The 23,728-nt window shown below is 48.1% G+C and carries 17 protein-coding genes; 10 read left to right on the top strand and 7 right to left on the bottom strand.

Features of this window, described 5'->3' with window-relative positions; translation table 11 throughout:
- Positions 1 to 67: 67 nt before the first annotated feature.
- Together QUB66_RS05880 and QUB66_RS05875 are read right to left on the bottom strand one after the other, a co-directional pair.
- Positions 68 to 916 (bottom strand): ABC transporter permease, encoded by an 849-nt coding sequence (locus QUB66_RS05880; RefSeq protein WP_265234145.1) that lies wholly within the window; start codon positions 914 to 916, stop codon positions 68 to 70.
- A gap of 185 nt (positions 917 to 1,101) precedes the next feature.
- The gene (locus QUB66_RS05875; RefSeq protein ID WP_442923284.1) at positions 1,102 to 1,719 is read right to left on the bottom strand and encodes a hypothetical protein; all 618 of its coding nucleotides are present in this window, start codon (positions 1,717 to 1,719) and stop codon (positions 1,102 to 1,104) included.
- Between QUB66_RS05875 and ruvB the strand changes: the two genes are divergently transcribed.
- Entirely contained in the window at positions 1,713 to 2,813 is a 1,101-nt protein-coding gene (gene ruvB / locus QUB66_RS05870; protein WP_265234123.1) for a Holliday junction branch migration DNA helicase RuvB, read from the top strand. The genes QUB66_RS05875 and ruvB overlap by 7 nt on opposite strands.
- Before the next feature lie 327 nt (positions 2,814 to 3,140).
- Positions 3,141 to 3,716, top strand: a complete 576-nt coding sequence (hemJ, locus tag QUB66_RS05865) for a protoporphyrinogen oxidase HemJ (RefSeq protein ID WP_332966771.1) — start codon at positions 3,141 to 3,143, stop codon at positions 3,714 to 3,716.
- Between the two features lie 135 nt (positions 3,717 to 3,851).
- Here hemJ and QUB66_RS05860 read toward each other — a convergent pair whose 3' ends face one another.
- Entirely contained in the window at positions 3,852 to 4,076 is a 225-nt protein-coding gene (locus QUB66_RS05860; RefSeq protein WP_332966770.1) for a hypothetical protein, read from the bottom strand.
- Positions 4,077 to 4,352: 276 nt separating this feature from the next.
- Between QUB66_RS05860 and recN the strand changes: the two genes are divergently transcribed.
- The gene (gene recN / locus QUB66_RS05855; RefSeq protein ID WP_332966785.1) at positions 4,353 to 6,104 is read left to right on the top strand and encodes a DNA repair protein RecN; all 1,752 of its coding nucleotides are present in this window, start codon (positions 4,353 to 4,355) and stop codon (positions 6,102 to 6,104) included.
- Positions 6,105 to 6,180: 76 nt separating this feature from the next.
- Here the strand turns inward: recN and QUB66_RS05850 are convergent, their stop codons facing one another.
- Positions 6,181 to 6,369: a hypothetical protein gene (locus QUB66_RS05850; RefSeq protein WP_265234125.1), complete on the bottom strand. Its 189-nt coding sequence runs from the start codon at positions 6,367 to 6,369 to the stop codon at positions 6,181 to 6,183.
- 524 nt (positions 6,370 to 6,893) lie between these two features.
- Between QUB66_RS05850 and QUB66_RS05845 the strand changes: the two genes are divergently transcribed.
- The 6 genes from QUB66_RS05845 to QUB66_RS05820 all read left to right on the top strand — a co-directional run bounded on the left by QUB66_RS05845 (position 6,894) and on the right by QUB66_RS05820 (position 14,300).
- Positions 6,894 to 10,109: a GAF domain-containing protein gene (locus QUB66_RS05845; RefSeq protein WP_332966769.1), complete on the top strand. Its 3,216-nt coding sequence runs from the start codon at positions 6,894 to 6,896 to the stop codon at positions 10,107 to 10,109.
- Positions 10,110 to 10,532: 423 nt separating this feature from the next.
- Complete coding sequence (locus tag QUB66_RS05840; protein ID WP_265234127.1) at positions 10,533 to 11,078, top strand: inorganic pyrophosphatase; 546 nt, start codon at positions 10,533 to 10,535, stop codon at positions 11,076 to 11,078.
- A gap of 7 nt (positions 11,079 to 11,085) precedes the next feature.
- Positions 11,086 to 11,259 (top strand): hypothetical protein, encoded by a 174-nt coding sequence (locus QUB66_RS05835; RefSeq protein ID WP_265234128.1) that lies wholly within the window; start codon positions 11,086 to 11,088, stop codon positions 11,257 to 11,259.
- Between the two features lie 417 nt (positions 11,260 to 11,676).
- Complete coding sequence (locus tag QUB66_RS05830; protein WP_265234129.1) at positions 11,677 to 12,189, top strand: inorganic diphosphatase; 513 nt, start codon at positions 11,677 to 11,679, stop codon at positions 12,187 to 12,189.
- Positions 12,190 to 12,748: 559 nt separating this feature from the next.
- Positions 12,749 to 13,657: an MBL fold metallo-hydrolase gene (locus tag QUB66_RS05825; RefSeq protein WP_332966768.1), complete on the top strand. Its 909-nt coding sequence runs from the start codon at positions 12,749 to 12,751 to the stop codon at positions 13,655 to 13,657.
- Positions 13,658 to 13,733: 76 nt separating this feature from the next.
- Positions 13,734 to 14,300, top strand: coding sequence for a diheme cytochrome C (locus QUB66_RS05820; RefSeq protein ID WP_332966767.1), 567 nt, complete (start codon positions 13,734 to 13,736; stop codon positions 14,298 to 14,300).
- 172 nt (positions 14,301 to 14,472) lie between these two features.
- On the opposite strand, the gene QUB66_RS05815 is transcribed toward QUB66_RS05820, so the two are convergent.
- The 3 genes from QUB66_RS05815 to QUB66_RS05805 all read right to left on the bottom strand — a co-directional run bounded on the left by QUB66_RS05815 (position 14,473) and on the right by QUB66_RS05805 (position 19,553).
- On the bottom strand, positions 14,473 to 15,627 hold the full coding sequence (locus QUB66_RS05815) for a phosphodiester glycosidase family protein (RefSeq protein WP_332966766.1): 1,155 nt from the start codon (positions 15,625 to 15,627) through the stop codon (positions 14,473 to 14,475).
- Between the two features lie 274 nt (positions 15,628 to 15,901).
- Complete coding sequence (ppc, locus tag QUB66_RS05810; protein WP_332966765.1) at positions 15,902 to 19,021, bottom strand: phosphoenolpyruvate carboxylase; 3,120 nt, start codon at positions 19,019 to 19,021, stop codon at positions 15,902 to 15,904.
- A 307-nt stretch (positions 19,022 to 19,328) separates the two neighbouring features.
- Complete coding sequence (locus QUB66_RS05805; protein ID WP_265234134.1) at positions 19,329 to 19,553, bottom strand: hypothetical protein; 225 nt, start codon at positions 19,551 to 19,553, stop codon at positions 19,329 to 19,331.
- Positions 19,554 to 19,909: 356 nt separating this feature from the next.
- On the opposite strand from QUB66_RS05805, the gene QUB66_RS05800 reads away from it, so the two are divergent.
- Entirely contained in the window at positions 19,910 to 23,473 is a 3,564-nt protein-coding gene (locus QUB66_RS05800; RefSeq protein WP_332966764.1) for a hypothetical protein, read from the top strand.
- The last annotated feature ends 255 nt before the right edge of the window (positions 23,474 to 23,728 follow it).

The following is a 23,728-nucleotide window of genomic DNA, read 5'->3' as shown; positions in this document are numbered from 1 at the left end:
CAAGTCCTCACTAAAAACACCTTGATGGGGATTTTCCATGTCACATTGACTTGAGATCTAAAACATATTACAGCACGTCAGCAAAAGCGGGACGCAAACGTCGGTAAACCGCAAAACCTGCACAAAATATAGCAGCAGAAATCAGCGTGGCGACACCCCATTCGCCCCAATGCTTGACTTCTCCAAGCAGTATCAGGTCTCGGTAAACCTCGGAGATGGTGGCCATTGGATTGAGCCAAAATATCCACCCTCGCCACTGTTCGGGGATGATTGATGCTGGATAGACGATCGGCGTCAAATAAAACCAAAAATTTAGAATAACACCTAATGTCTGAGGAATATCTCGCAAAAACACGGTTAAGCCCGCTGTCAAATATCCCAACCCCGCGGTTAGCAACAACTGAGGCGCCCAAACCAGTGGCAGCAACCATAAAGTAGCGTTGAGCTTTTGCGTGGAAACTGCTACGATCAGAATCAAAGCTGCTAAACCCAGAGAACTTTCAATAAAAGCTGTCAAAATCGGCACTAGCGGCAGCAAACCGAGGGGAAATACCACTTTTTTGACTAAATTTGGCTGCCCTACTACGGATACTCCCGATTTAATCAAACCGCTGGTGAAGGCACTCCAAGGTAGTAAACCGGCAAACAACCAGACTCCAAATGTAATGTCGCTGTTTTGGGGGAAGCCTGTAAGTTGGAGCTTTACCTTGAGAACGATCGAGAATACGTATGTGTAAATCACCAATTGCGATAGTTGATTCAGCAGCGGCCACAAATTACCCAGAATCGAGCCTTTGTATTGAGCTTCCAAGTCCCGCCGCACCAATGTTAGCAGCAGATTGAGCTTCGTCCACCGCTGACTACTTGCGGGCCGCCTCCCGCCCGCCGTTCGGGCTTTTTGGGCAACTCCTTTCACCGTTCTCAGCAATTTTTTCGCCCTCGTTCACTACCTTCACACCGAAATCAACTCAAGCTACAATTGTGCAGCTTTTGCTAAACCGCAATTATTCCACAGCCCCGTCGTTTTGAGCAAGCATCTGCTGGAAAAGATCAGACTCGGCGGTTTCAACCGCCGAGTCTTCTGAACCGTATTAGGTCATTTTAGCCGATCGCCTCACCCACTGCCGAACCGATCGCCAGTTTTTGCTCATCGTCGTAGCCCCACCGCTGAAAAAATTCCTCATACTCGCCGCTGGCACTCTGCAAACTTGCTAGCATTTGCGACGCTACAGTTTGACAGGCTGGCATTTGCAGGATTTGAATTAAGTTGCGCGATCGCCCCTGCACTCTAGCAGAACCCGCCGCCCTTTCCTCGCTTTGATGGCGCGAATGATAAACAACCATCGCCGCCGACATCGCCAAATTTTTCACCAGCAGTTCTGCTACGATCTCAGGAGTCGATCGCAGCGCCTCGATCACTCCGGGTGACGGACTGTCTGCCACCTGTCCCTCGTCCGTCAGATAGGTGACAAAAAACCCCCTAGCACCGTTCGGAGTTTTCACCAGAGAAGCCACTGCTTGCTCGATCTGGGCCTGTGAAAGTCGATGGGCTTCTATTTCCGATAGTAAAGATTGAGTCAGCTCGATCGCCCCCTCAAAAGTTATGCTTTCCGATGCTAATAAAGAAGATGGAATATTCATAAAGAACTCAATAATTGTCAAGATTCCCCTAATAATTGTAAACAATTCCCGCTGCCCGATCGCAAATAAACATGGCAATCATCTCCTCCAAACAACAAACCCCCGACCCAAATCTACCCGAAGACATAGCCCCTGCCCCCCGAAAACAAGCAGCAAAACCCCAGACAGAATCGCTGCTAGAATCCCAAGAACTACCCGACGAAATCAATAACAAACAAGAAGATAAAATCCGACCCCAGCGGTTAGCTGAATACATCGGACAAAAAGACTTAAGAGAAGTTTTGGCGATCGCAATTGCCGCAGCAAAATCCCGTGGCGAACCAATGGATCACCTATTACTGTACGGCCCGCCCGGATTAGGGAAAACCACAATGTCGCTAATCCTAGCAGCAGAAATGGAAGTTGAATGCAAAATCACCACAGCCCCAGCCCTAGAAAAACCGCGAGATATTGTCGGATTGCTGATCAACCTCAAAGCAGGCGATGTGCTGTTTATCGACGAAATTCACCGCTTATCTAAAGTTACCGAAGAAATCCTCTATCCGGCGATGGAAGACTGCCGCTTAGATATTACGATCGGTCAAGGAAAAAGCGCCAAAATCCGTAGCATTCCCCTGAAACCCTTTACCTTGGTAGGCGCAACTACCAAAGTTGGATCGCTAACAGCTCCATTGCGCGATCGCTTCGGCCTCATCCAAAGACTACGCTACTATGAAATAGACGAACTTAGTCTAATTGTCCAAAGAACCGCCCAAGTTCTCGACACTCAAATCACCCCAGAAGGAGCCTTAGAAATTGCCCGCCGAGCTCGCGGAACACCTCGTATTGCTAACCGTTTGCTGCGACGAGTCAGAGACTACAGCGAAGTCAAAAAATTAATGCCAATCACCGCCGAAGTCGCATCAATTGCCCTCGAATTGTTCAACGTCGATCCGCTAGGTTTGGATTGGACTGATCGGTGTCTTTTGACAGCAATGATCGAAAACTTTAACGGTGGGCCCGTTGGTTTAGAAACTATTGCAGCTTCCACCGGAGAAGACACTCAAACAATTGAGGATGTTTATGAACCTTACTTAATGCAAATCGGATTTTTGCAGCGAACAAGTCGGGGCAGAATTGCCACAGCGGCTGCTTGGAAACACCTAGGTTTCGTGTCACCTAAATTATTGTAGGGTGCGTTAAGTGAGTCGCATTCCTATCAAAGAAATCGGGTTTTTCACCTCATCTGCGCTGCTCCAGCGAAAGATTTTCGTCCATCAAACCCGGTTTCTGACCTCCCCTGCGACTATTAAGTAAATCCACTTAATTAAACGTAAAATACTGATCAACCCGGATGCGGTCGGCCTGGGGCTATCCCACGACCGATCGACCCGATTTATCGATCGCAAACAAACCGAGTTTCTTGTACAATGATTGACGAGAAACCCGGTTGCTGGATGCAAAAATCAATAAACATCTGGGAACTCTCTGCCTCTGTGGTTCATTAAAGGTGACAAATCATGGCTTATTTTTGGTTTAAATCGTTTCATTTTATTGGCATTGTCGTTTGGTTTGCTGGGTTATTTTATTTAGTAAGATTATTTGTCTATCACGCGGAAGCCGAAGAGCAACCCGAACCAGCAAAAACGATTCTCAAAGAACAATATCAAATTATGGAGAAACGTCTTTATAATTTGATTACTACGCCGGGAATGTTTGTGACTGTGATTATGGCGATCGGCTTGATTTCAACAGAACCCGATGTATTGCATGACACTTGGTTACACATTAAGCTAACATTAGTTAGCTTGTTAATAGGTTATCATTTCTATTGCGGTTGGCTGCTTAAGAAATTAGCAAAAAATGAATGCGGTTGGACTGGTCAACAATTTAGGGCGTTAAATGAAGTGCCAACTGTTTTGTTGGCAATGATAGTATTCCTAGCAGTATTTAAGCAAAACTTACCTGTTTCTTCGAGTATTGCTGCCATTGTTGCCATGATTGTATTAATGGTTGTCACCATTAATTTGTATGCCAAAAAACGCCTCAACGACAGACAAAAAAATCTCTCGTCTATTCCCCAACAAGAAGCCTAGTTAAGTCAAAGTTATTCCCCATCTCCTCCTAGGACATGGGGTGAGGTCGTGTTAAAAAAATATCACCACACAAACAGGGAGGCGATTGTAGGTAAAATCCAGCCCTAATGAGGCAGTATACAATCATAAATTATCTTAAACCAGCCGCAACTCCCGCAACATTTTTTCTCGCTCACGTGCAATCTTAATAGCGGTTTTCCAAGTAAAAGTAAAAGACAGAAAAGAATCAGAATCAATCCGATCTTCATCCAAATCCATAATCACCTGCTTGAAGATATCAAACAACTCTTCTTGCAACAAATTAATTTCATCCAAGGTTTTCGATTGGCGAATTTGTTGAATCAAATTTAAAATAGCCAAATTAAACCGATCTGCTTGATTTTTTTGTTTTTGTACAAAGCGCGGTCGCAACTGCCAAACCCAAGACGCCAAAAGCGTTGGGCAGCAGAAATTTATTTGGCATTGATGTTGAGACTCGATCGATAATGGCAAAATCAAAAGTATTCTAGTTAAAAATGAAAAGAGAAATCGGGAAATTCGACGCGCCCGATAGGGGAGGAACCAATGCCCAATCCCTCCGCTTCGCTTCGCCCAATGCCCAATGCCCAATGCCCAATGCCCCATTCCCGATTCCCCATGTTAATATCCCTGAGAATAGAAAACTTTGCCCTAATTGACCGCCTGGATCTAGACTTTGGCCCGAGTTTGAACGTATTTACAGGGGAAACCGGGGCAGGCAAATCGATTATCCTAGATGCGATCGATGCAGTTTTGGGCGGGAAAGTCGATCGCCGAGTGATTCGCACCGGAGCAACGCGGGCAATATTAGAGGCTACCTTTGAATTGGACAAAGCCGCGGCTTTGTGGCTGGGCGAGCAAGAAATCGAACCCATAGACGGCAATTTAGCCGTTTGCAGCCGGGAAATTAACGTATCTAGCGGTGCTCTCCGCAGTCGATCGCGCTTGAACGGAATTCTCGTCAATCGGCCGTTAATGGAGCAACTGCGCGATCGCCTCGTCGAAATTACCGCCCAAGGCCAAACCGTCCACCTTGGACAAGAAACCCTGCAACGAGAATGGCTCGATTTATACGGCGGCAAAAAACTCACTGAGGCGCGTGAGACAATCACCGCAGCGTGGCTAGGAACCAGCACCGCCAAAACAGCCCTCAAACGCAGACGACAGTCAGAACAACAGCGCCTACAAAGACTCGATTTACTACAATACCAAGTCGGAGAGCTCAGCGAAGCCCACATCGAAGACCCCAGCGAACTCGAACACCTAGAACAAGAATCAATCCGCCTGGGCCACATCGTCGAATTGCAGCAGCAGAGTTACAAAGTTCACCAAGCCCTTTACCAAAACGACGGCGACAGCGCATCAGCCGCCGACTTGTTGAGCAAAGCCGAACTAATTTTAAACGACATGGTAGTTTACGATGCCCAGTTGCAACCAATCCTCGAAATGGTCAGCGATGCTTTAGCCCAAGCCACAGAAGCCAGCAGCCAAATTAGCAGCTACGGCGAACGATTAGAAGCAGATCCCGAAAGACTCGAAGAAGTAGAAGACAGGATTCGCGAACTTAAACAAATTTGCCGCAAATACGGGCCGCTCTCTGAAGCGATCGCCTACTACCACAGTATCCAAAACGAATTAAACGAACTTTTAGAAGGAGGTGAGTCAATGGAAGCCTTAGAACTCGCATATCAGACCGCATTAGAGCAATTAAAAGACGCTTGCAGCCACCTCACCATCCTGCGGCGCGAAGCAGCCATCAAACTCGAAACCCATCTAGTAGCAGAACTTAAGCCGTTAGCAATGGAAAAAGTGCAATTTCAAGTTGCAATCTCGCCTTGTACTCCAACCGCCACCGGTGCTGACCAAATCGCCTTTTGTTTCAGCCCCAATCCGGGGGAACCTCTACAACCCTTGGGGGCGATCGCCTCCGGGGGAGAAATGAGCCGCTTTCTGCTGGCTATCAAAGCCTGTTTTTCCCAAATCGAAAGCGCCGGTACGCTGATTTTTGACGAAATCGACACCGGAGTCTCTGGGAGAGTCGCCAGTGCGATCGCCAAAAAGCTTTATCAACTCTCCGACAAAAACCAAGTTTTGTGCGTCACCCACCAGCCTTTGATTGCCGCGATGGCTGATTTTCATTTTCGGGTGAACAAAGAAACAATTGAAGCAGAATCAACTATCGGTCAAGCAGCCAACTCCGAACCGGGTGAACGGACGGTAGTTAGAGTTGCGGCCCTCAACAGCCAGCAGCGACGGGAAGAACTCGCCCAACTCGCCAGTGGCAGATCTGCCACAGAGGCGATCGCCTTTGCCGAATCCCTGCTTGTTGAAGCCGCCGGATTGCGGCAAAGTCAGTCCGCCAAACCTTGAAAGTAGCAGAATTGCTCCCGAATCGGCAATCAACAATAGTCTTGTACTCTCCCAAACGGGTGTTCTTAAATCTGATTCAGGGTTTCAAGGAAGTTAGGAGAGTTAAAAAAACAGTTTCAACGCCCAAAACTGCCGAAAAATCTCCAACCGATAACGGACGATCGAACAGCGTCAAACTCAGTCCCTGAAAACCCGATCCGACTTTCCAGGCGATCGGGGGGTCAAAAGGCGGAGTTTTTTGGGAGCCGGAGGTTACACTGAACATAGCAACCGCAAACCTTACAAAAAAAGCTCACAGCCCCCTGATTTTAGTTCCGGGATGCCAGCGTATAGCAAAATTGACAGAAATTCTAGTTAAAAACCACAATTGTGTACAGAAGGGCACACATCACTAACAACTGGTGGTGTCACAATTGCGGCTATTCCTATCAAGCCATCCCTTTTTCAATGCCACAGCACGCATTCCTGTTCCTGCGGGCGATCGGCTCTTCGACAGCTCAAACCTACTTCAACCGGGTGCGCACAAGGCCAAAATCAGTTAATAAACCATTAAAACACCATTCGCAATCTCTAAAAAGATTCCAGCAATTGCACAGCGGCCTTACCGACTGACTCGCAGTTGAGCAGCAATTTCAACAGAAATCCCCTTGCCCAAGGCCCCGACTTCTGTAAACTGGGAAATAGTTTCACAGATACTTCAGTCTTGTGCGACCTGTGACCCAAAAAATGAACTTGCCCGCTGTCCTAGCTTAGACTAACCCTTACACTAATAAGCTTCTGTAAAGGTCTATGAATTCTCCTGCATCTTCCACCAATTACTCTTCTCTCGACAACGTGATAGATGTCACTCCTATCGGCAGTGAAAATAATCATCAAGAACGCTACTCCGCCCCTACGCCTCCGCCCCCTCCTCCTGTTGCTGCCCCTGCTAGCAGTGCCATTATCCCGCGGCAAGGAGTCACCAACATTCTTGCCAACCTAAATAAGGAAAGTTCCGTAGCAGCAGTTAAGGAAGTAGAAGAAAAACTTAAGGTTGTCAATCAAACCCTGGGAATGCTCGACAACATCCTGGAGAGCGAGGGATTTGACGCTATCCTCAATGATATGTTGCAGTCGATTACCCTCAAAACAGGGGAATTACTGAGTGCCGATCGCACCACGATATTTTTATTAGACGACAACAAAAGTGAACTCTGGGCGCTCGTCGCTAAAAACGAAAAGGGCGAAAGCATAGAAATCAGATTTCCCGCCCACGTGGGTATTGCCGGAGAAGTAGCCACGGAGAAAAAAGTGGTTAACATCCCTTACGATTTTTACAACGACTCGCGATCGGCTAACGCCAAAAAAACCGATGAAATAACGGGCTACCGCACTTATACGATGCTGGCAATGCCCCTGGTAAAGGAAGAAACAAACGAGTTAGTAGCTGTCGTTCAACTGATTAATAAATTAAAACCGAATCACGACAATCACAGTACAATTCACGAAAAAATCGACACGAGTGGATTCACGGAAGAAGACGAACGAGTTTTCAATGAATTTGCTCCCTCAATTCGTCTGATTCTCGAATCCTCCAAATCTTTCTACGCAGCAACTCAGAGACAGCGGGCCGCCACGGCGCTGATGAATGCCGTAAACGCTCTTTCTAAGAGCAGTCTCGACTTAGAAGATACCCTAAAAAGGGTGATGGATCAGGCAAAAGAACTCATGAATGCCGATCGCAGCACCCTGTGGCTGATCGACGAAGATAAAAATGAACTGTGGACGAAACTCCCCAACATCGAAGGCAAACTTACAGAAATTCGCATACCCAGAACCGCAGGTTTTGCAGGCATAGTTGCCCAATCCAGCGAACCGCTGCTGATTCCCTTTGACGTGTACAACGACCCCCGCGCCGCCGTTGCCCGAGCAACCGACGAAAAAACAGGCTACCGCACTTGCAGTATGCTGTGTATGCCAGTGTTTAACTCAGACCAAAAATTGATTGGAGTTACACAGTTAGTCAACAAAAAACGACAAGGAGAATTCCCTCCCTACAACCCAGCAGATTGGCCGCACGCCCCCGAACAGTGGAAAGCGAGTTTCAATAAAAACGATTTGGAATTCATGAAGTCGTTTAACATCCAAGCCGGAGTGGCGCTGCAAAATGCCAAACTGTTTGCAGAAGTCAAACAGCAAGAACAAAGACAAAAAGATATGCTGCACGCCCTCACTAACGGCGTCATTTCTACCGATAAAAAAGGCAATATAGTAGCGACCAATCCCAGTGCCAAAAAATTATTACTGGGTGAGAGCAAGACCGAATTAGCCGAAGGTCAATCTTTGCGCGAGTTAATTAAGTTAGAAAAAGGCGATTTTGCCAAGTGGTTCGATGCGTCTTTGTCTCCCAAAAACGATAAAGATCGCCAGCAGTATTACCCGGATCGAGTTTTGCTTTCCTGTGAAGGAAAACCGCAGAGTATCAATCTCTCGATTAACTCAATGACGGATGCTACTGACTCCAACAAGGTCAACGGTGCATTAGTCGTTATGGAAGATATTAGCGAGGCCAAGCAAGTCAAAAACTTGATGTACCGTTATATGACCCCCGAAGTAGCCGAAGCGCTGTTAGCTTCAGGGGATCATGGATTGGGCGGCAAGCGTAAAAACGTTTCGGTGCTGTTCTCAGATATTCGCGGGTATACCACACTTACGGAAAAATTGCAAGCCGAAGAAGTGGTGGTGATGCTCAACAAATATTTTGAAGTGATGGTAGATGTTGTATTCGAGTACGGAGGCACTCTCGACAAATACATTGGCGATGCTCTGATGGCAGTTTTCGGCTCTCCGGCGCCCCTAGAAGATCATGCTTGGTGCGCGATGCAAACCGCCGTGAAAATGCGATCAGAACTGAACAAATTCAATGAAGAGCGCATAGCTAATGGCGAGTTGCCAATCAGTATCGGTATGGGCATACATTCCGATCAAGTTGTCAGCGGCAACATCGGCTCAAGTAAGCGCATGGAATTGACTTCTATCGGAGACGGCGTAAACCTCGCCTCTCGCTTAGAAGGCGCTAGCAAGCAGTACGGCACTGACTTGATCATCAGCGACAATACCTACAAAGAATACAAAGAGCGACTCCACGTGCGGGAACTAGACTTTATTACCGTTAAAGGCAAAAGCGAACCCGTAATCGTTTATGAACTTGTCGGCATCTGCAAGGGATACTCAGCAGTTGGCGACGACCTCAACGACACACAGCAACAAGTTGTAGAACATTACAATAAGGCTCGCGAACATTACAAGACACCAGTCACTCAAAAACTAACCGATGATGAGGTGAAAAAAATCTTAGATAATGTCGTGCAAATGCCGGAGCCAGAAATTAAGAAACTTTCCTACAGTGTTGAGAAACAGTTGGAACAGGAACTTAAAAAGTTGTTACATCAACTGAAAAAGCTGTCAGAGTACGATTCCAAAAATCTGTCCGAAGCAGACAAACTGATCGTGCTGTTGCAGCCAGAAATCCAACTGCTGAAATTGGAAGGTCTCAAAAACCTCTCGGAAGATGAAGCCAAAATTCTGCTGCAAGCAAAAATTAAGCAGCTATCAGCAGATGAGGTGAAAAACTTGCAAGAGGGCGAAGTCAAAAAACTGTTGGAAGCAGATATCTTAGAACCGTCAAATCCCAAAATTAAGAGGCTGAAACCCGCAGAGATTAGGCAGCTATTGCAGGCTAAAATTAAAAGCCGGGCCTCCCAGACAGTTGCAGAAAAGTTAGATGAGGAATTTGAAAATCTGGGATTAGATCGCGTCAAAAAACTCCTCGGCGAGTTTAAGAAAGCTTTAGAACCAAAAGCCAAGCAAGCTTTTAGAGAGGCGGAACACGAATTTAACCTCGTTCTGGAAGTTGAACCCAAAAACAAGGCAGCTAAATTACACGTCGATCGCTGTGGGCTATATAAGCTCAGCCCTCCCGACGTACTAAACTGGGACGGGGTGTGGAATCTCACAGAAAAATAGCAGCGGCGCCTGGGTGCGGACGGGGCGATCGCGATCGCCCCGCCCTCCCATCCGACCAATTAAAATTAATATCCTGTTGGGGCAATTTTAAATCAGCTCTAACAGGTATGATTGTTAGATAACCAGACGTGGACTGAGGCTTTGCCTCGCGATCGCCAGATACCCCTGTTTTGCGGTGTTTGGCGACAACAAACTAAGCACTTCTACCTTCAGAAGAGCTTCCAAAAGAGTTAGGACTTGCGCCAGCATTACCTAGTTTCTAAGAAAAATCTGGGGAAAAGGTGACGCAATATCAACTCAAAAACCGGGTTTTTCACCCCGCCCCCGTAAGTCTTAATAACTTTGGCGGCTCCTAAAAGCAGCTTGCTTTCAGCAGAAAGCTAACGTTCTAGTCTTAGATATAGAAAACTACTAGCATCAGTTATGGATAATTGGAATTCGCAATCGGGAGATATTGAGTCGGTAGATCAGGTTTACCAACTATTGCTAGAGATTGCCCGCAGTTCGCTGTCAGATATCCCTAGAATCCCCGAAAACATCACTCTAAAGTCTCTTCCCCTGCTCCAAAAATTACAAAGCATTCAGCAAAGACCACAGGTGCAAGCGTTTAAATCTGATTCGTTTTCGGTCAGCGATCTCGAATGGGTGGCTCAAGTCCGCCAACTGCTCGAAGAACTGACCCACCAGTCTTTGTCCGAACGGCCAAAAATGCCAGAAAACATGGCGGGAAGAGCTTTGACTCTGGCAGATAAGGCACAAAGCATCAAAGAAACCATAGAAAATGCAGCCGGCAGTCCAAAAGATGAAGATGAGAGCTCCTTCGAGTCTCCAGATGCGTTGCTGAATCTGTTGCACCAGAGTTTAAAAACTCAGCGCGCCAAAAGCTACAAACCCGATGCCCCCGAATGGCAGCAAGTCTTGAGCCTGCTCGACGTAGTGCAGTCAATTTACAAGCAAATTCAACGTTAAATGATAAATGACGTGCGATCGCTCGACACTATGTATCACAGGCTCGATCGCCACACCGCAAATATTCAGTAGGGAGACTAGGAGCAAGGCAAGTTGCCCGACATCAGGGCAGTTCAACCAAAACATGAGGTTGGCGATCGATCCCGACGAAATGATTGCGAGTTCGATTCCGCTCAAATAAACTCGGGCGCATCAAAACATCGACGGAATCAGACTCAGTACGTGACGCAGCGATCGAGTTCTAGATCCCAAAAATAGCCACTCGCTTTGGAAAAATCCGCCTGCCGCGCGGAAATTTGTGGCAAAGTGCCGTAAGGAAATATGTCTCGACAATAATAAAGCTTTGGAGAAAGCCCGATCGCTCTTAAAATGCTATGAAAGGGGTTGAACAATGGGAAATAGGAAATTTGAGATTCAAATCCCAATCCCCAGTCAAAACCTGTAGCGGTTCTCAGGAAAGCTCAACTTGACTTATAGCAACTAGCTCTGCATCGCCCAAGTCTGGGGATTGCACAGCGAGGGCTAAAAAAGTAAGGTTCGCCCACAAACACTGATATCGCATTCACCCCCGCTCACCTGTTAACTTGGAGATATTATTGTGGACTTATCGCTAATTCCGGCACGACCAAAACCAGGAGTGCTCAATGTGCTGATCGAAATCACCGCCGGTAGCAAAAACAAATACGAGTTTGATAAAGAGATGCAAGCCTTTGCACTCGATCGGGTGCTTTATGCCTCAGTGCAATACCCTTGCGACTATGGCTTCATACCCAACACCTTGGGCGACGACGGCGACCCGCTCGACGCTATGGTGATGATGGATGAGCCCACATTTCCAGGGTGCGTCATTGCGGCCCGCCCGATCGGAATGCTGGAAATGATCGACGGAGGCGACAGAGATGAAAAACTGCTGTGCGTTCCCGACAAAGACCCCCGTTACACTCATGTGAAGTCCCTCAAAGACTTAGCGCCCCACCGCTTGGACGAAATAGCCGAATTTTTTAGAACCTACAAAAATTTGGAGAAAAAAGTAACCGAAATTCTGGGTTGGCAAGATGTCGATCTAGTAATGCCGTTAGTCGAAAAGTGCATCGCAGCCGATCGCAAATAAGCCCTCCTGCGCCGATACCCTCGACTGCAACCGGACTAAAAATTTAGGAAGCCGAACTTAACGCAACCGATCCGCGTCTAGGACGTGCAGTCGAGGAGAGGGTGGGTAAAATATCAAATCATTGGTGAATGCCGAGCCATCGGAACGGCATTCCTCAACCATCCACCCCGGCCACAATCTTGAAAAAAAATACTACTCATACAGCAAGATTAAGCGCAAATTATCAGCAAGCTTGCGAATGCGTTCTAGTTTTGAGGAAAGTGTACCCGAACACTGACATCAACGCTATCTTAATCTCAGGACTGTTCCGCACGCCGGGCAGCCCACTTGCTGCAAAAATGGTCTCTCAAGCGTGACATTTGTGACACCAACCCACCGGGTAAGGTTGAGGCAGATCGCAGCCCAAGTGTTCGATAAGTCTGATTTCCGGGTTCGGTACTGGGATAATTTTCCTATAAGGCGTTTTATAGTACGGATTGCTAAAAAACTAAAAACTAAAAACTAAACACTAAACACTAAGATCTCAACTGCCAAGTTCCTGCGCCCAAACCTAAAAAAGATGCCAGATTCCGCACCCTCTCAAGCCAATCCACAGCCTTCCGATCAGAAAGCCACTATGGAAAATAGTCCTTTGACCGAGTTTGTCGTTCAGTTTTGGGGCGTGCGGGGTAGCATAGCCACCCCCGGCAGCAAAACAATTCGCTACGGAGGTAACACCTCTTGCGTAGAAATGCGGTTGGGCGAAAAACGCCTGATCTTTGACGGCGGCACGGGTTTGCGAGTTCTGGGTATCAATCTACTGCGCCAAATGCCGGTGGAAGCCCATATGTTTTTCAGTCACACTCACTGGGATCACATTCAAGGATTCCCATTTTTTGTCCCAGCTTTTATTAAGGGCAATTGTTTTCATATTTACGGAGCGATCGCCCCTAACGGCACTACAATCAAACAGCGTCTGGCAGACCAAATGCACCACCCCAATTTTCCAGTCCCTATCCAGGTGATGCAGTCAGACCTCAAATTTAACGATTTGACGCCGGGGGATATTGTCGAACTCGATGATGTGAAAATCGAAACGGCACTGCTCAATCACCCCAATACTGCGATCGGATATCGAGTCACCTGGCAGGGACACACGGCCGTCTACTGCACCGATACAGAGCATTTTCCCGATCGGCTCGACGAGAATGTGGTACACCTAGCTCGCGACGCCGACGTGCTGATTTACGACGCCAACTACACCAACGAAGAGTATTACGACTTCAAAAACCCGAAAGTCGGCTGGGGACACTCAACTTGGCAAGCCGGAGTAGAAATAGCGAAAGCTGCTGGAGTCAAAAAGATCGTGATGTTTCATCACGATCCCGGTCACGACGACAATTTTCTCGATGGCGTTGAAGCAGACGTGCAAGCAGTGTTCGCCAATAGCTGCTTGGCCCGCGAAGGCATGAGCATACCAGTGATCTAGAAAACCAATCCATCATGCGGGCTGGCAAAAAACTCCTCCAGACCGCAGAAATTAGCAGCCAGAACGCAGAAACAGAATGAATCACGAAACTCTCCACAACCATCGCTCTCGTGGCTTGCGGAAGCTTTACTCAACATTACTGGTGTTGATAATTGTCTGTTGTACCGGAGGCGGATTGGTGGCAGCCCAGACTGCCAATTCCAACACTCCGGCGCGACTTGCTCAAGTGTCTGCCGTTGAGGATAATGGAACTGTCGATCGCATCCCCGAACGCTACCAACTCGGACAGCAACTCTACCTAGAAAACTGCGCCACCTGTCACATCGGCTTACCCCCACAAGTATTGCCAACAGAAACCTGGCGTCGATTGCTGCAAGATCCCCAACACTACGGACAAACCCTGAAACTCCTAGTAGACCCGCCCAGGCTGCTAGTCTGGAACTACTTACAAACTTATTCGCGTCCCCAAGCCAAAGACGAAGAACTCGCCTACAGAGTCGCCAGCTCTCCCTATTTCAAAGCTTTGCACCCCAGAGTCAAGCTGCCGCAACCAGCAAATATCAGCAGTTGTGTGACTTGTCACCCCGGTGCATCTAAATACAATTTCCGCAAGCTTACCCCCGAATGGGAAAACTCCCCGTAGTAGAAGAATCGGCGGTTAAAACCGCGTCTATACAAGCTTGCACCCGACGGGAGCGGGTTGAAGAGCGAGCGATTACAATATCCTCTTAAGTCCGCGTCGGCGGACATCGTTTGTGTAGGCGCGGTTTCAACCGTACCTCCGATCTTCTTCCTTCTTCATTCTTCTTCCTAGATCAATCAAAAAAAACAGACGGATCGGGAGAAGGTCGATCGCCCTTTTGAAAGCGTTCCCAAGACTGCTTTAATTGAAGTGGTGCAGGATATTCGCGATCGTAAACAGCCAGCACATTCGTCAAATTCCGTCCCGGTGGCAATAAAATCTGCCCTTGATGAGCCAAACCCACCGAAGCGCCCCCGTCCAAATTCATCGCTTCCAAACAGCCGATCACCCGCATAACTTTAGCTTCTGCTTCCAGAGACAAACTGTCAAGAAAAGTCACCAAAAATAACTTATCCCCCGAAGCCGGAAAGCCGATCGCCGTTCTCGAACCCACGCCCAAAACATGAGAATCTTTAAAACCTTCCGATAAAGGAGACAGCCAAACTTTCCCCTGCTTCACCAATCTCGGCCCGCAAGTCAGAGAAAACCAATGTTGACTCCAATCCGGCTTACCTTCGATTCTAGCTGTCACCATTTCCAATTGATTTCCCGCTTTAATTCCCAAAGTCGTGCCGTAATTTTCCCAGCGGCTGTATTTGAGAAACTTACCAGCAGCCACCATATTACCCAGCACAGCTTTCTGGTCATCTTTGCCAAAAAAAGTGCCATTAGCAACAACAGCAGCCCGGTAACGCCCCACCATATTTTCAAAAGGTTCGTCGCCGTGCGTTACTTTAGAATTATTTGCTAAAGTTGCATCATTAGCCAACCCAATTGTGATATAAATTTCGGGGTCTGCAAGGTCAATAGTTGTGAGATAAAAGCTTGCGCCAGCTAGAGTTTGGCTGCTGACTTGTACGGGTTTTGCTTGATTAGCGGAACGTCTGATAATTTGAGGTTGAGACTGCGCCACAGGATAATTTGTGGCGTTTGGTTGAGTGATTTTGGGGGATTTGACGATGGGATTGTTGGGCAATTTTTGAGGATTTTTATCTAATTTTACGGTGGGATTGTTGGGTAGAGGTAGAGGAGTTTGATTGGATTGTTGTTTTGAGAAAAAAGCGAGGGACTTTTGCCACAATTGACCCACAACAGTTAAGAAATTATCTCGGTTTTGGGCGATCGCAAAATAATCAGCCAAAATCCGAGCTAAAGCTATGCCCATAAAAAATAAAAAAGTGCGCCGCAGCATCGGGCGACAACCTTCAGACTGTTTGCGTTTAGACATATAGCACAAGGAAGAAGGAAGAAGGAAGAAGGAAGAAGGAAGAAGGAAGAGTTAAAAAGTAACCCGACAGAATTAATTACACTATGATTTCTTGCTAATTTTTGCTAAGTAAAGATTTCAGACAAATTTTTGTGTAATTAATTCTGTCCAACTACTTAAAATCAAAGATTGTACCGCAATAATGCGCACCTTACCATTCTTCAGATGCACAATACGCACCTTCGGCGTAGTAGGGTGCGCAGTGCGCACCTTACTACTTCAAAACTCAAAACAATCAACCCGTATTCCGCATCCCAGCAGCAATACCATTAATCGTCAGCAGAGCTCCGCGCAACAATTCACCCTTGCTGTAACGGGAGTGAATCACCCCCGGAATCCCGCCAGTACCGTGCTGCCGCAAGCGTTTTAGCAGCGAAACCTGCAACAAACCCAAAGGCACAATCGTGGCATTTCGCAACTGCACGGATCGCTGAAGCGATCGATCTCCATCCAACAAACGTTCATGCTGGGTAATAGTTAAAACCAAATCCCGAATCAAGTAAAATTCGGCAGAAATTTGATCGAATAAAGCCTTAAAACGCTCTCTGTCAGCAGGCAAAGCCAATTCCCTCATGTAGTGTTCTGCAATTTGCAAATCTACCTTAGATAACGTCATTTCCACCTTGGAAATTACCATGTTAAAAAACGGCCATTTCAAGTAGAAATACTGCAAAAGTTTCATGTGTTCTTCCGGTTCTTCCAGCAAAAATTCTTGCAAAGCCGTACCGACACCGTACCAAGAAGGCAGCAAAAAGCGGCTTTGAGTCCAGCTAAACACCCACGGAATTGCCCGCAAACCGCTGATGTCTTTCTTGCCGCCGCGCCGGGCCGGGCGAGAACTAATTTGCAACTGGCTGATTTCTTGAATCGGGGTAACTTGGTGGAAGAAATCGACTAAATCCGGCTGTTCGTAGATTAAATGGCGGTAGTGTGATCGCGATTTCGCCGATAACTCTTCCATAATCTCGTTCCAAGAGTCGATGCCATCGAAACCAGTGTGCAGTAAACTAGCTTGAATTACCGCCGCCGCCACAGTTTCCAAATTGTAAAGCGCCAACTCCGGCAAAGAATATTTAGAAGCCAAAACCTCGCCTTGTTCGGTAATCTTAATTCGCCCGCTGATACTCTTTCCGGGCTGAGCCAAAATCGCCTTGTAAGCAGGGCCGCCTCCGCGCCCTACAGAACCGCCCCGACCGTGAAAAATTCGCAACTCTACCTGGTGCTTTTCGGCAACCATTTGTAAAGCTTTTTGAGCTTTGTGAATTTCCCAATTGCTGCTGAGGAAACCAGAATCTTTGTTGCTGTCGGAATAGCCCAGCATCACTTCTTGCAATCTGACATGATCGATTGTCGATTGTGGATTTTGTTCGCTTTGTTTTGCTACTTCCTGCGCGTATCCTCCGCTTAGCAAAGCCTGATAAAGCGGCAGTTCAAATATCTGCTGCATTATTTCCGGTGCTTTTTTCAAATCTTCCACCGTTTCAAACAAGGGGACTACTTGAACGCTGCTAATTCCTGTTGCTGGATCGTAAAGTCCTGATTCTTTTGCTAACAGCAAAACCGCCAGTATATCGCTGACATGGTGGGTCATGCTGATGATGTAGGTTTCGCAAATTTCCGGGCCGAACTCCTGGTGCATTTGCCGCAATATGCGGAAGGTATTAACCGTCTCGCAAGTTTTGGGAGAAAAGGGCAATTCTGCTGGAATTAATGGGCGGCGAGTTTGCAATTCTGTTGCTAGCCAGATCACTCGATCGCATTCCGACATTTCATTGTAAGACTTGGGCAAAATTTGCAAGTATTCAGCAATTTCGCTCAAAGCGTCGGAGTGTACTGTTGACTCTTGGCGGATATCTAGGTAAGCCAAATTAAACCCGTAAATTTCTACTTGACAAAGCAGATTTTCCAAGTCCCGACAGCTCAAACCGGTTTCGATTAAATTGTGTTCGATGAGCTGCAACTCGGTCAAAAACTCGGTTCCCGATCGATAAAGGCCCGTCATTCCGGGATGTTCGGACAAAGCTTCGCGCTCCCGCTGCAACTCGTCTCCTTTGTAGAGGCGCCAATTACGATCGCGCGTATTTTCCAGCCGCTGGAGCACGTAGGCTAGTTTCAAGCGATAAGGTTCTTGGCGGTAGCGGATCGCCCACTGCTCGTAAACTTCGGGAAATTCCGATTTGTCGCGATCGAGAGATTCCAGCAATTCCGGCAATACGTCGCTCCAGTGCAGCGACAAACTCAAAAGTTCGTTCAACCGTTTCACCGCACTGATGTACTTGCACAGCACTAAATGGCGTTGATAGCAAGCAGTTTGCCAAGTAACTTTCGGGGTAACAGAAGGATTGCCGTCTCTGTCGGAGCCTACCCAAGAACCGAACTTGCAAAAATTGTAACTAGGTGGTTTCAGGTAAGGGTAAGAAGCGTGCAGCGCTTGCTTTAAGCGTTGGTAGAGCTCTGGAATCGCATCAAACAGCACTTCGTCGAAGTAGTGCAAGGTGTACTCCACCTCGTCAAGCACAGTCGGCTTGAATTGGTGCAGTTCGTCAGTGCGCCACCAGAGGCGAATTTCTTCCATCAGTTGCTCTTGCAGAGTCGCAGCTTCCCAGGAAGACACCGGATACGGGCTTTCAGAGTCAGCCCCCAACACCTGAAATTTCTCGTCAACTTGGTCTAGCTTTTGGAGAATCTTCGCCATCCGCCGTTGCTTGGTGCGGATCGTGTTGCGGACAATTTCCGTCGGGTGAGCGGTGAATACTAGGCGGATGTCTAACTGATCGATCAAGCGCTGGATTTGCTGGCTGGGCACGTTTAAGCGCAGTAGCATCGGGAACAGTTGGTGAAATGTTCCGGCATCTTTGGCGATCGCCTCGCTGCTGTCTACCTTGCTCAGAGCTGTTTGGGCGGGGCCTTCCCTGTGCCGCGGGCGATCGGGCGCATCAGTTGCTTGTCCCGGCAGCTTAGAAAACATCCGTCCGCTAGCATCGTTGCTGCCAGCGTAAGCTAGCTGTTGGTCTCGCTGTTCGTAGTGCTGTTCGACAATGTTGATTAACTGAAAATACAGTGCAAAAGCCCGTGCGGCGCGGATGGCTGCGTTGAGATCGAGCTTTTCGATTAGCTGTAGGACATTCGACTCGCGAAAGTGAGTGGCCTGTCCCTCGGCGGAATTGACCGATCGCATTTGTTGGAGCAAATCCACCAATTCCTGCCCGCACTCCTGTCGCAGCACCGATTCCCACAAGTCCTCTACTACTTTGAGGCGATTGCGCAGAAACAGGTCTGATTTTGAGTAAGGGGCAGAATGGGGAATAGATGTTGAATCAATAGCCTGTTCTGAAGACTGGAGGACTGAACTCATCGGGCTGTTCCTCAATAGCTGCGGGTGTCAAGAAAATTGTATGGTTTAGTTTCGCCTAAAACACTTTTGTTTGCAGTCACATTTGAGACATCTTATACAATTTTCGATTGGCGATTGCGGATGACTGATGACTGATGACCTAAGAGTTTGGAGTACGGGGCTTGCCTTCCCTGGTGTTTTGAAATTAATCTTGTGAAGGCACTTATCTAGAAGTTAGAAGCAAAGACAAATTTTCATAGCACGGATTATACCAATTGTCAAGTTTTTGGTCAAAAAATTAGCTTTGAACTTACTTGTCTTGAGATTTCTAGTCCTGCGAGTGAGGAAAGTTGAGCACCGGGAGGCGCGAACCGCGAAAGACTTCTTCGCTTTCAATGCCGATCGAACTCACAAACTCACCAGCAGCTTTGGCAGCCAGCAACCCGCCCAGCATCGGTAAGGCGGCTAAGCTCAAGAAAATATCTGAAGGAATTGGCAACTTGGGACTGTTGGGAGTTTGAGTTTTGGGTAAGTCTTGGTTTTCAGACGGCATAGATTCTTCCTGTGTGATTCAGTATCCTTAGTTTACAGCAGAAGGAAGAATAGCAAGGGTTTGAGCAATTAAGAACGTCCTAATCGTTGGGCGCGGTTGCTCAACAAGGGAAATAATCAACTTGACTAATGACTTATGACTTAGCTTAACTGGTCTAATTGTGCCAAAATACATTCGAGCTATAGCCGAAAAAAGTATTCCCCAACGGATCGCAGCCGAGGGAAGACAGAGATGGGCAGTAATGGTTAAACCAGATACAAAGCTTAAGCTCGGCAAATAAAAGAATTGTATGTAAAACCCTGTAAACTGTGCTATCTGTAGAAAACAAAACCAGCCTTGACGAAATTTAAAGTCCCATGTTGAATGCGAACGGGAGTATATTGGCAGACAATCGATCGCCCGCATCGCAGTGGGCCTGGTCCGCTTTAGGGCTGCCCGAAGTGCAGGTACAAGCGCGTTTGCGCGGAAATCACCTGCATATTTTGTGCGAAGCAGCGCTGTGTCCGTCTCAGGAATTGGTGACGGCGAGATTTAAGAGCGCGATCGAACAAACTGATTTAACGCGACTGTTGCCCGATCGAACTAAAATCTACCAATTGTTTCTGTGCGGGCGCAAACTCGGTTCCCGACAAAACGACTGGACAGTCAGGCTCGATTGCAGCGGTAAACAGCGACAGCCACAGCGACAGCCACAACAACCGGAACCAGAATCAAAAATTTCCGAAGTGCCACCACCAATGAGTCCCCCCGACAGCGAACCGCCAGCAAGTCCTAAAAAAGGCGGATTCTTCGGCAAATTCACCAAAGAAAACCGCAACTTCAAACTGAAACCAGAACCAGTAGAAACCCCGACACAAATGCCTCAGGTGCGGGAAGAAATGGATTTTGACACAGCAAGTTTCCCCATCGCCTCCCGGATTGAATACCCAGAAGTTTTTGAAACTTCCCCAGTGACGATCGACACTTCGGCAGCGCGAGAAGCTTTCAGTGCCCCCCTTTCTGCGAAATCACCGCAAATATCCACGCATCAGCAGGGAAGTCGCGGCGCGGTGGCTTTGATTCAATCCCCTGAAATACACTCCGGTGACAGCGATGATGGCGGTACATTGACGGTTTCGGCCGAAACTTTGGCGCGCCAGGGCTATCCAGAGGCGATCGCCAGCTATCTCAGCGAAATCCTCGGGCCGATGGGTGTTTCGGTAAAAGTCAGCATTCGCGAAAAAGAAGTCAAAAGCAGCCGGGAAACCCTGCACCCCAATGCGCCACAAATTCTCAAGTCCAAGGAAAGGCGGCTGTTAGTGCTGTGCGAGTCAGCTTACAGCCCCGAACCATCCTTGCTCGCAGAACCGATCGCCAGTAGGCTGCGGAAACTGCAACTAGAAGATGTAGTCGAAGCAGTGATCGGCAGCCAAGTGAGCGGCGAATCGAAGCCGGACTGGCTGCTGCGGGTGGATTTGACACCGCCGGACACAATTCTCAAAGAATGGGCTCGCTGGGGAGACGTACAGTCGATCACCAAACTGCTTAACCAACACTTGGCGACATCAACAGTCGAAGTGCGAGCAACCCTCAAAGAAGCAACTCTGCACTTGTTTTGTAGCAAAACAGTCAAAAAAGGACAAAAACCCAAACGGCAAGAATACCCTGAACAACAGCAAACTACCGATGCGATCGCCCCTTTGTTAGCATCCTTCGCGCCCCAAGGCATCCGCGCAGCAACTATCTACGGCGTAGAACCCGCCAGCGACAGCAAAACGGAGCCGGAGTCGCCAGTGTGGATCGACTGGGTAGACTTACCAGCAGCGCACCACCCAGACTTAGCTGCAAACCCCAGAATATTGGCAGCCGAAGGCGACCAATTAGCCTTGACTTTTTTGCTCAACAGGTTTCTCAATCCCAATCTCAACCGGAAGCTGGAAACGGGAGGAATTCGGGCTGTGGCGCTGCACAAAGCCGACGTGCTGCACGTCATGACTGAAGCTGTGACTTGCCCTGCTCAGTCGAAGGTAGGCCCGCCAGTGGCTAAATTCTTGCGGCAGTTAAAAATTCCGGGAGTGGCTCTTGTGCGAGTCTACGGGCGCCGCGCTGGCCAGAAAATGCCCCTATGGCGCTACGGTATCGATCTTAAAACGGCGGTTGACGGGGAATCAGTACCAATACCCGCATCGGCTCCCTCGCAACAGGCTGTCTTGTCCAAGGAAGCGGTGCCGGAGTTTGCGCCGTCGGTGGCGGATGGGAGTTTTTCGGGTTTGGGAGAGAATTTGGTGTTCGATGCTCCGGCGCCCGACGACTGGCGGTCCCGCTTCAAAATCCGACTCCCCGGCTACAAGCTGGGCGAGCAGTTAGTTCATGCTGTGGTGCAGCCACTTGTCGCTTCGGGTTTGTTTGTTCCCAACGACGCTTTGTCAGTGAATGCTGCGGCGCCGGGGGGCGTGAAAGCCGATCGCGTGGCGGGAATGGCCTTGATTTGGCTGATCGCAGGCTGCCTGCTGACATTCAATACCGATTGGTTCCTGGGTCTATTTCTTAAATCTGCGACGGTTAGTCAAGCTCCTAGAGCCTCCGAAGTTTGCAGCGGTCCAAATTGTCAAGATTCATCCCCCAAGCCTCATATCGACGTTCAAGCCTCTCTCACGAACCCCGATTCTTCCTCTCCCTCTTCCTCTCCGGTTCCTGAGTCTCAAGAGGTAAATTTGCCTCAAATCCCGTTACAACCATCGCCAGAACCCAGCGGAGACAAGGCTTTCAACGGTTCTGGGTTTACGAAACCGGGAAATACTAGCGTTCCTGTAGCTGATGTTGCTGCTGCTCCGGTGTTTCCGACTTTGAGGAGCGAGCAGCTTGATGAGCAGATTGCGCGCTACCAAGAGTACATCCGCCAGTACAAAAAACCGCCGGATATTTTAATTGTGGGGAGTTCTAGGGCGCTGCGGGGCATCGATCCGGCGGCTCTGGAAACGGCTTTGGCTGCTGGGGGCTATCCGGGGTTGAGGGCTTACAATTTTGGGGTGAATGGAGCTACTCTGCAAGTGGTAGATTCGATCGTCCGCCGGATTTTGCCGCCCCAACAATTGCCGAAATTGCTGGTTTTGGCGGACGGGGCGAGAGCTCTCAACAGTGGGCGGCCGGATTTGACTTTTAGTGCGATCACTTCTTCCGAAGGTTACAGACAATTAGCCAGGGGTAGTTTTTTGATCCGCACCAATCAATTAGAATCCCCAACAGCGAAGGAAATTGCCAACAATCCGATCGCGAGTGCTGGTGAATTGATGCACAATTTGGAACAAAGTCAAGCGAATGTTCAACAATTTTTGAGCCAAAAGTTGGTGGATAGTTCTGCAACTTACAAAAAGCGCGATCGACTCAAAGGGTTTTTGCGATCGATCGCTAATCCATCAGCCCCTGCTGTAACCGACAGCACCGCAACCGCAGCCGAAGACAAACCAACGACTGAAAAAGCTCAACCAACTGCTACTAAAGCACTCAGTGAATTTCAACCAAACGGCTTTTTGCCGATCGACATCCGCTTCAATCCAGATACTTACTTTCAGAAACACGCCAAAGTATCTGGATATTACGACACCGACTATCAAGATTTTAGATTGACAGGGGAACAAACTGTAGCACTCAAAAACATGATCGAATTTACCAAAGTTCGCAACATCAATCTCGTATTTGTTAATATGCCTCTGACTGTCGATTATTTAGACCCCGTGCGGACAGGTTACGAACAAGAATTCCGGCAATATATGCAACAATTAGCAGATCAAAGCGGACTAATTTTCCGAGATAATAGTTTATTGTGGCCCCAAGCACGGGAATCTTTTTCCGACCCCAGCCATCTCAACCGTTACGGTGCTCTTGCAGTTTCCAAGCGATTGGCTCAAGATCCGATGATTCCCTGGCCGGCGAAGAAGTAGAAGATGAGAATGGGAGAATGGGAGAGGGAGAGAATGGGAGAAGTTATAAGCTAGTGGGTAGCTAGGTTGTCTGTTATGTTCGAGGGAGATAGCGGGAAAAATACTCCTTGACGCACGCAGATCTCAGAAACCGGGTTTCTACGAATATTTCTCGTTACTAAACGCAAAATTGTCAGAGAAACCCGGTTTCTAGTCACCACGCGCGTCAACCATAAAACTATCGCTACCTGTTGTTAGAATTTAAATGATTTAAAT

Origin of the sequence: Microcoleus sp. A2-C3 (genome assembly GCF_036706065.1) — a bacterium.
Lineage (GTDB): Bacteria > Cyanobacteriota > Cyanobacteriia > Cyanobacteriales > Microcoleaceae > Microcoleus.
The sequence above is the reverse complement of the archived record's forward strand: the minus strand, read 5'-3'. Positions and strand labels throughout refer to the sequence as shown.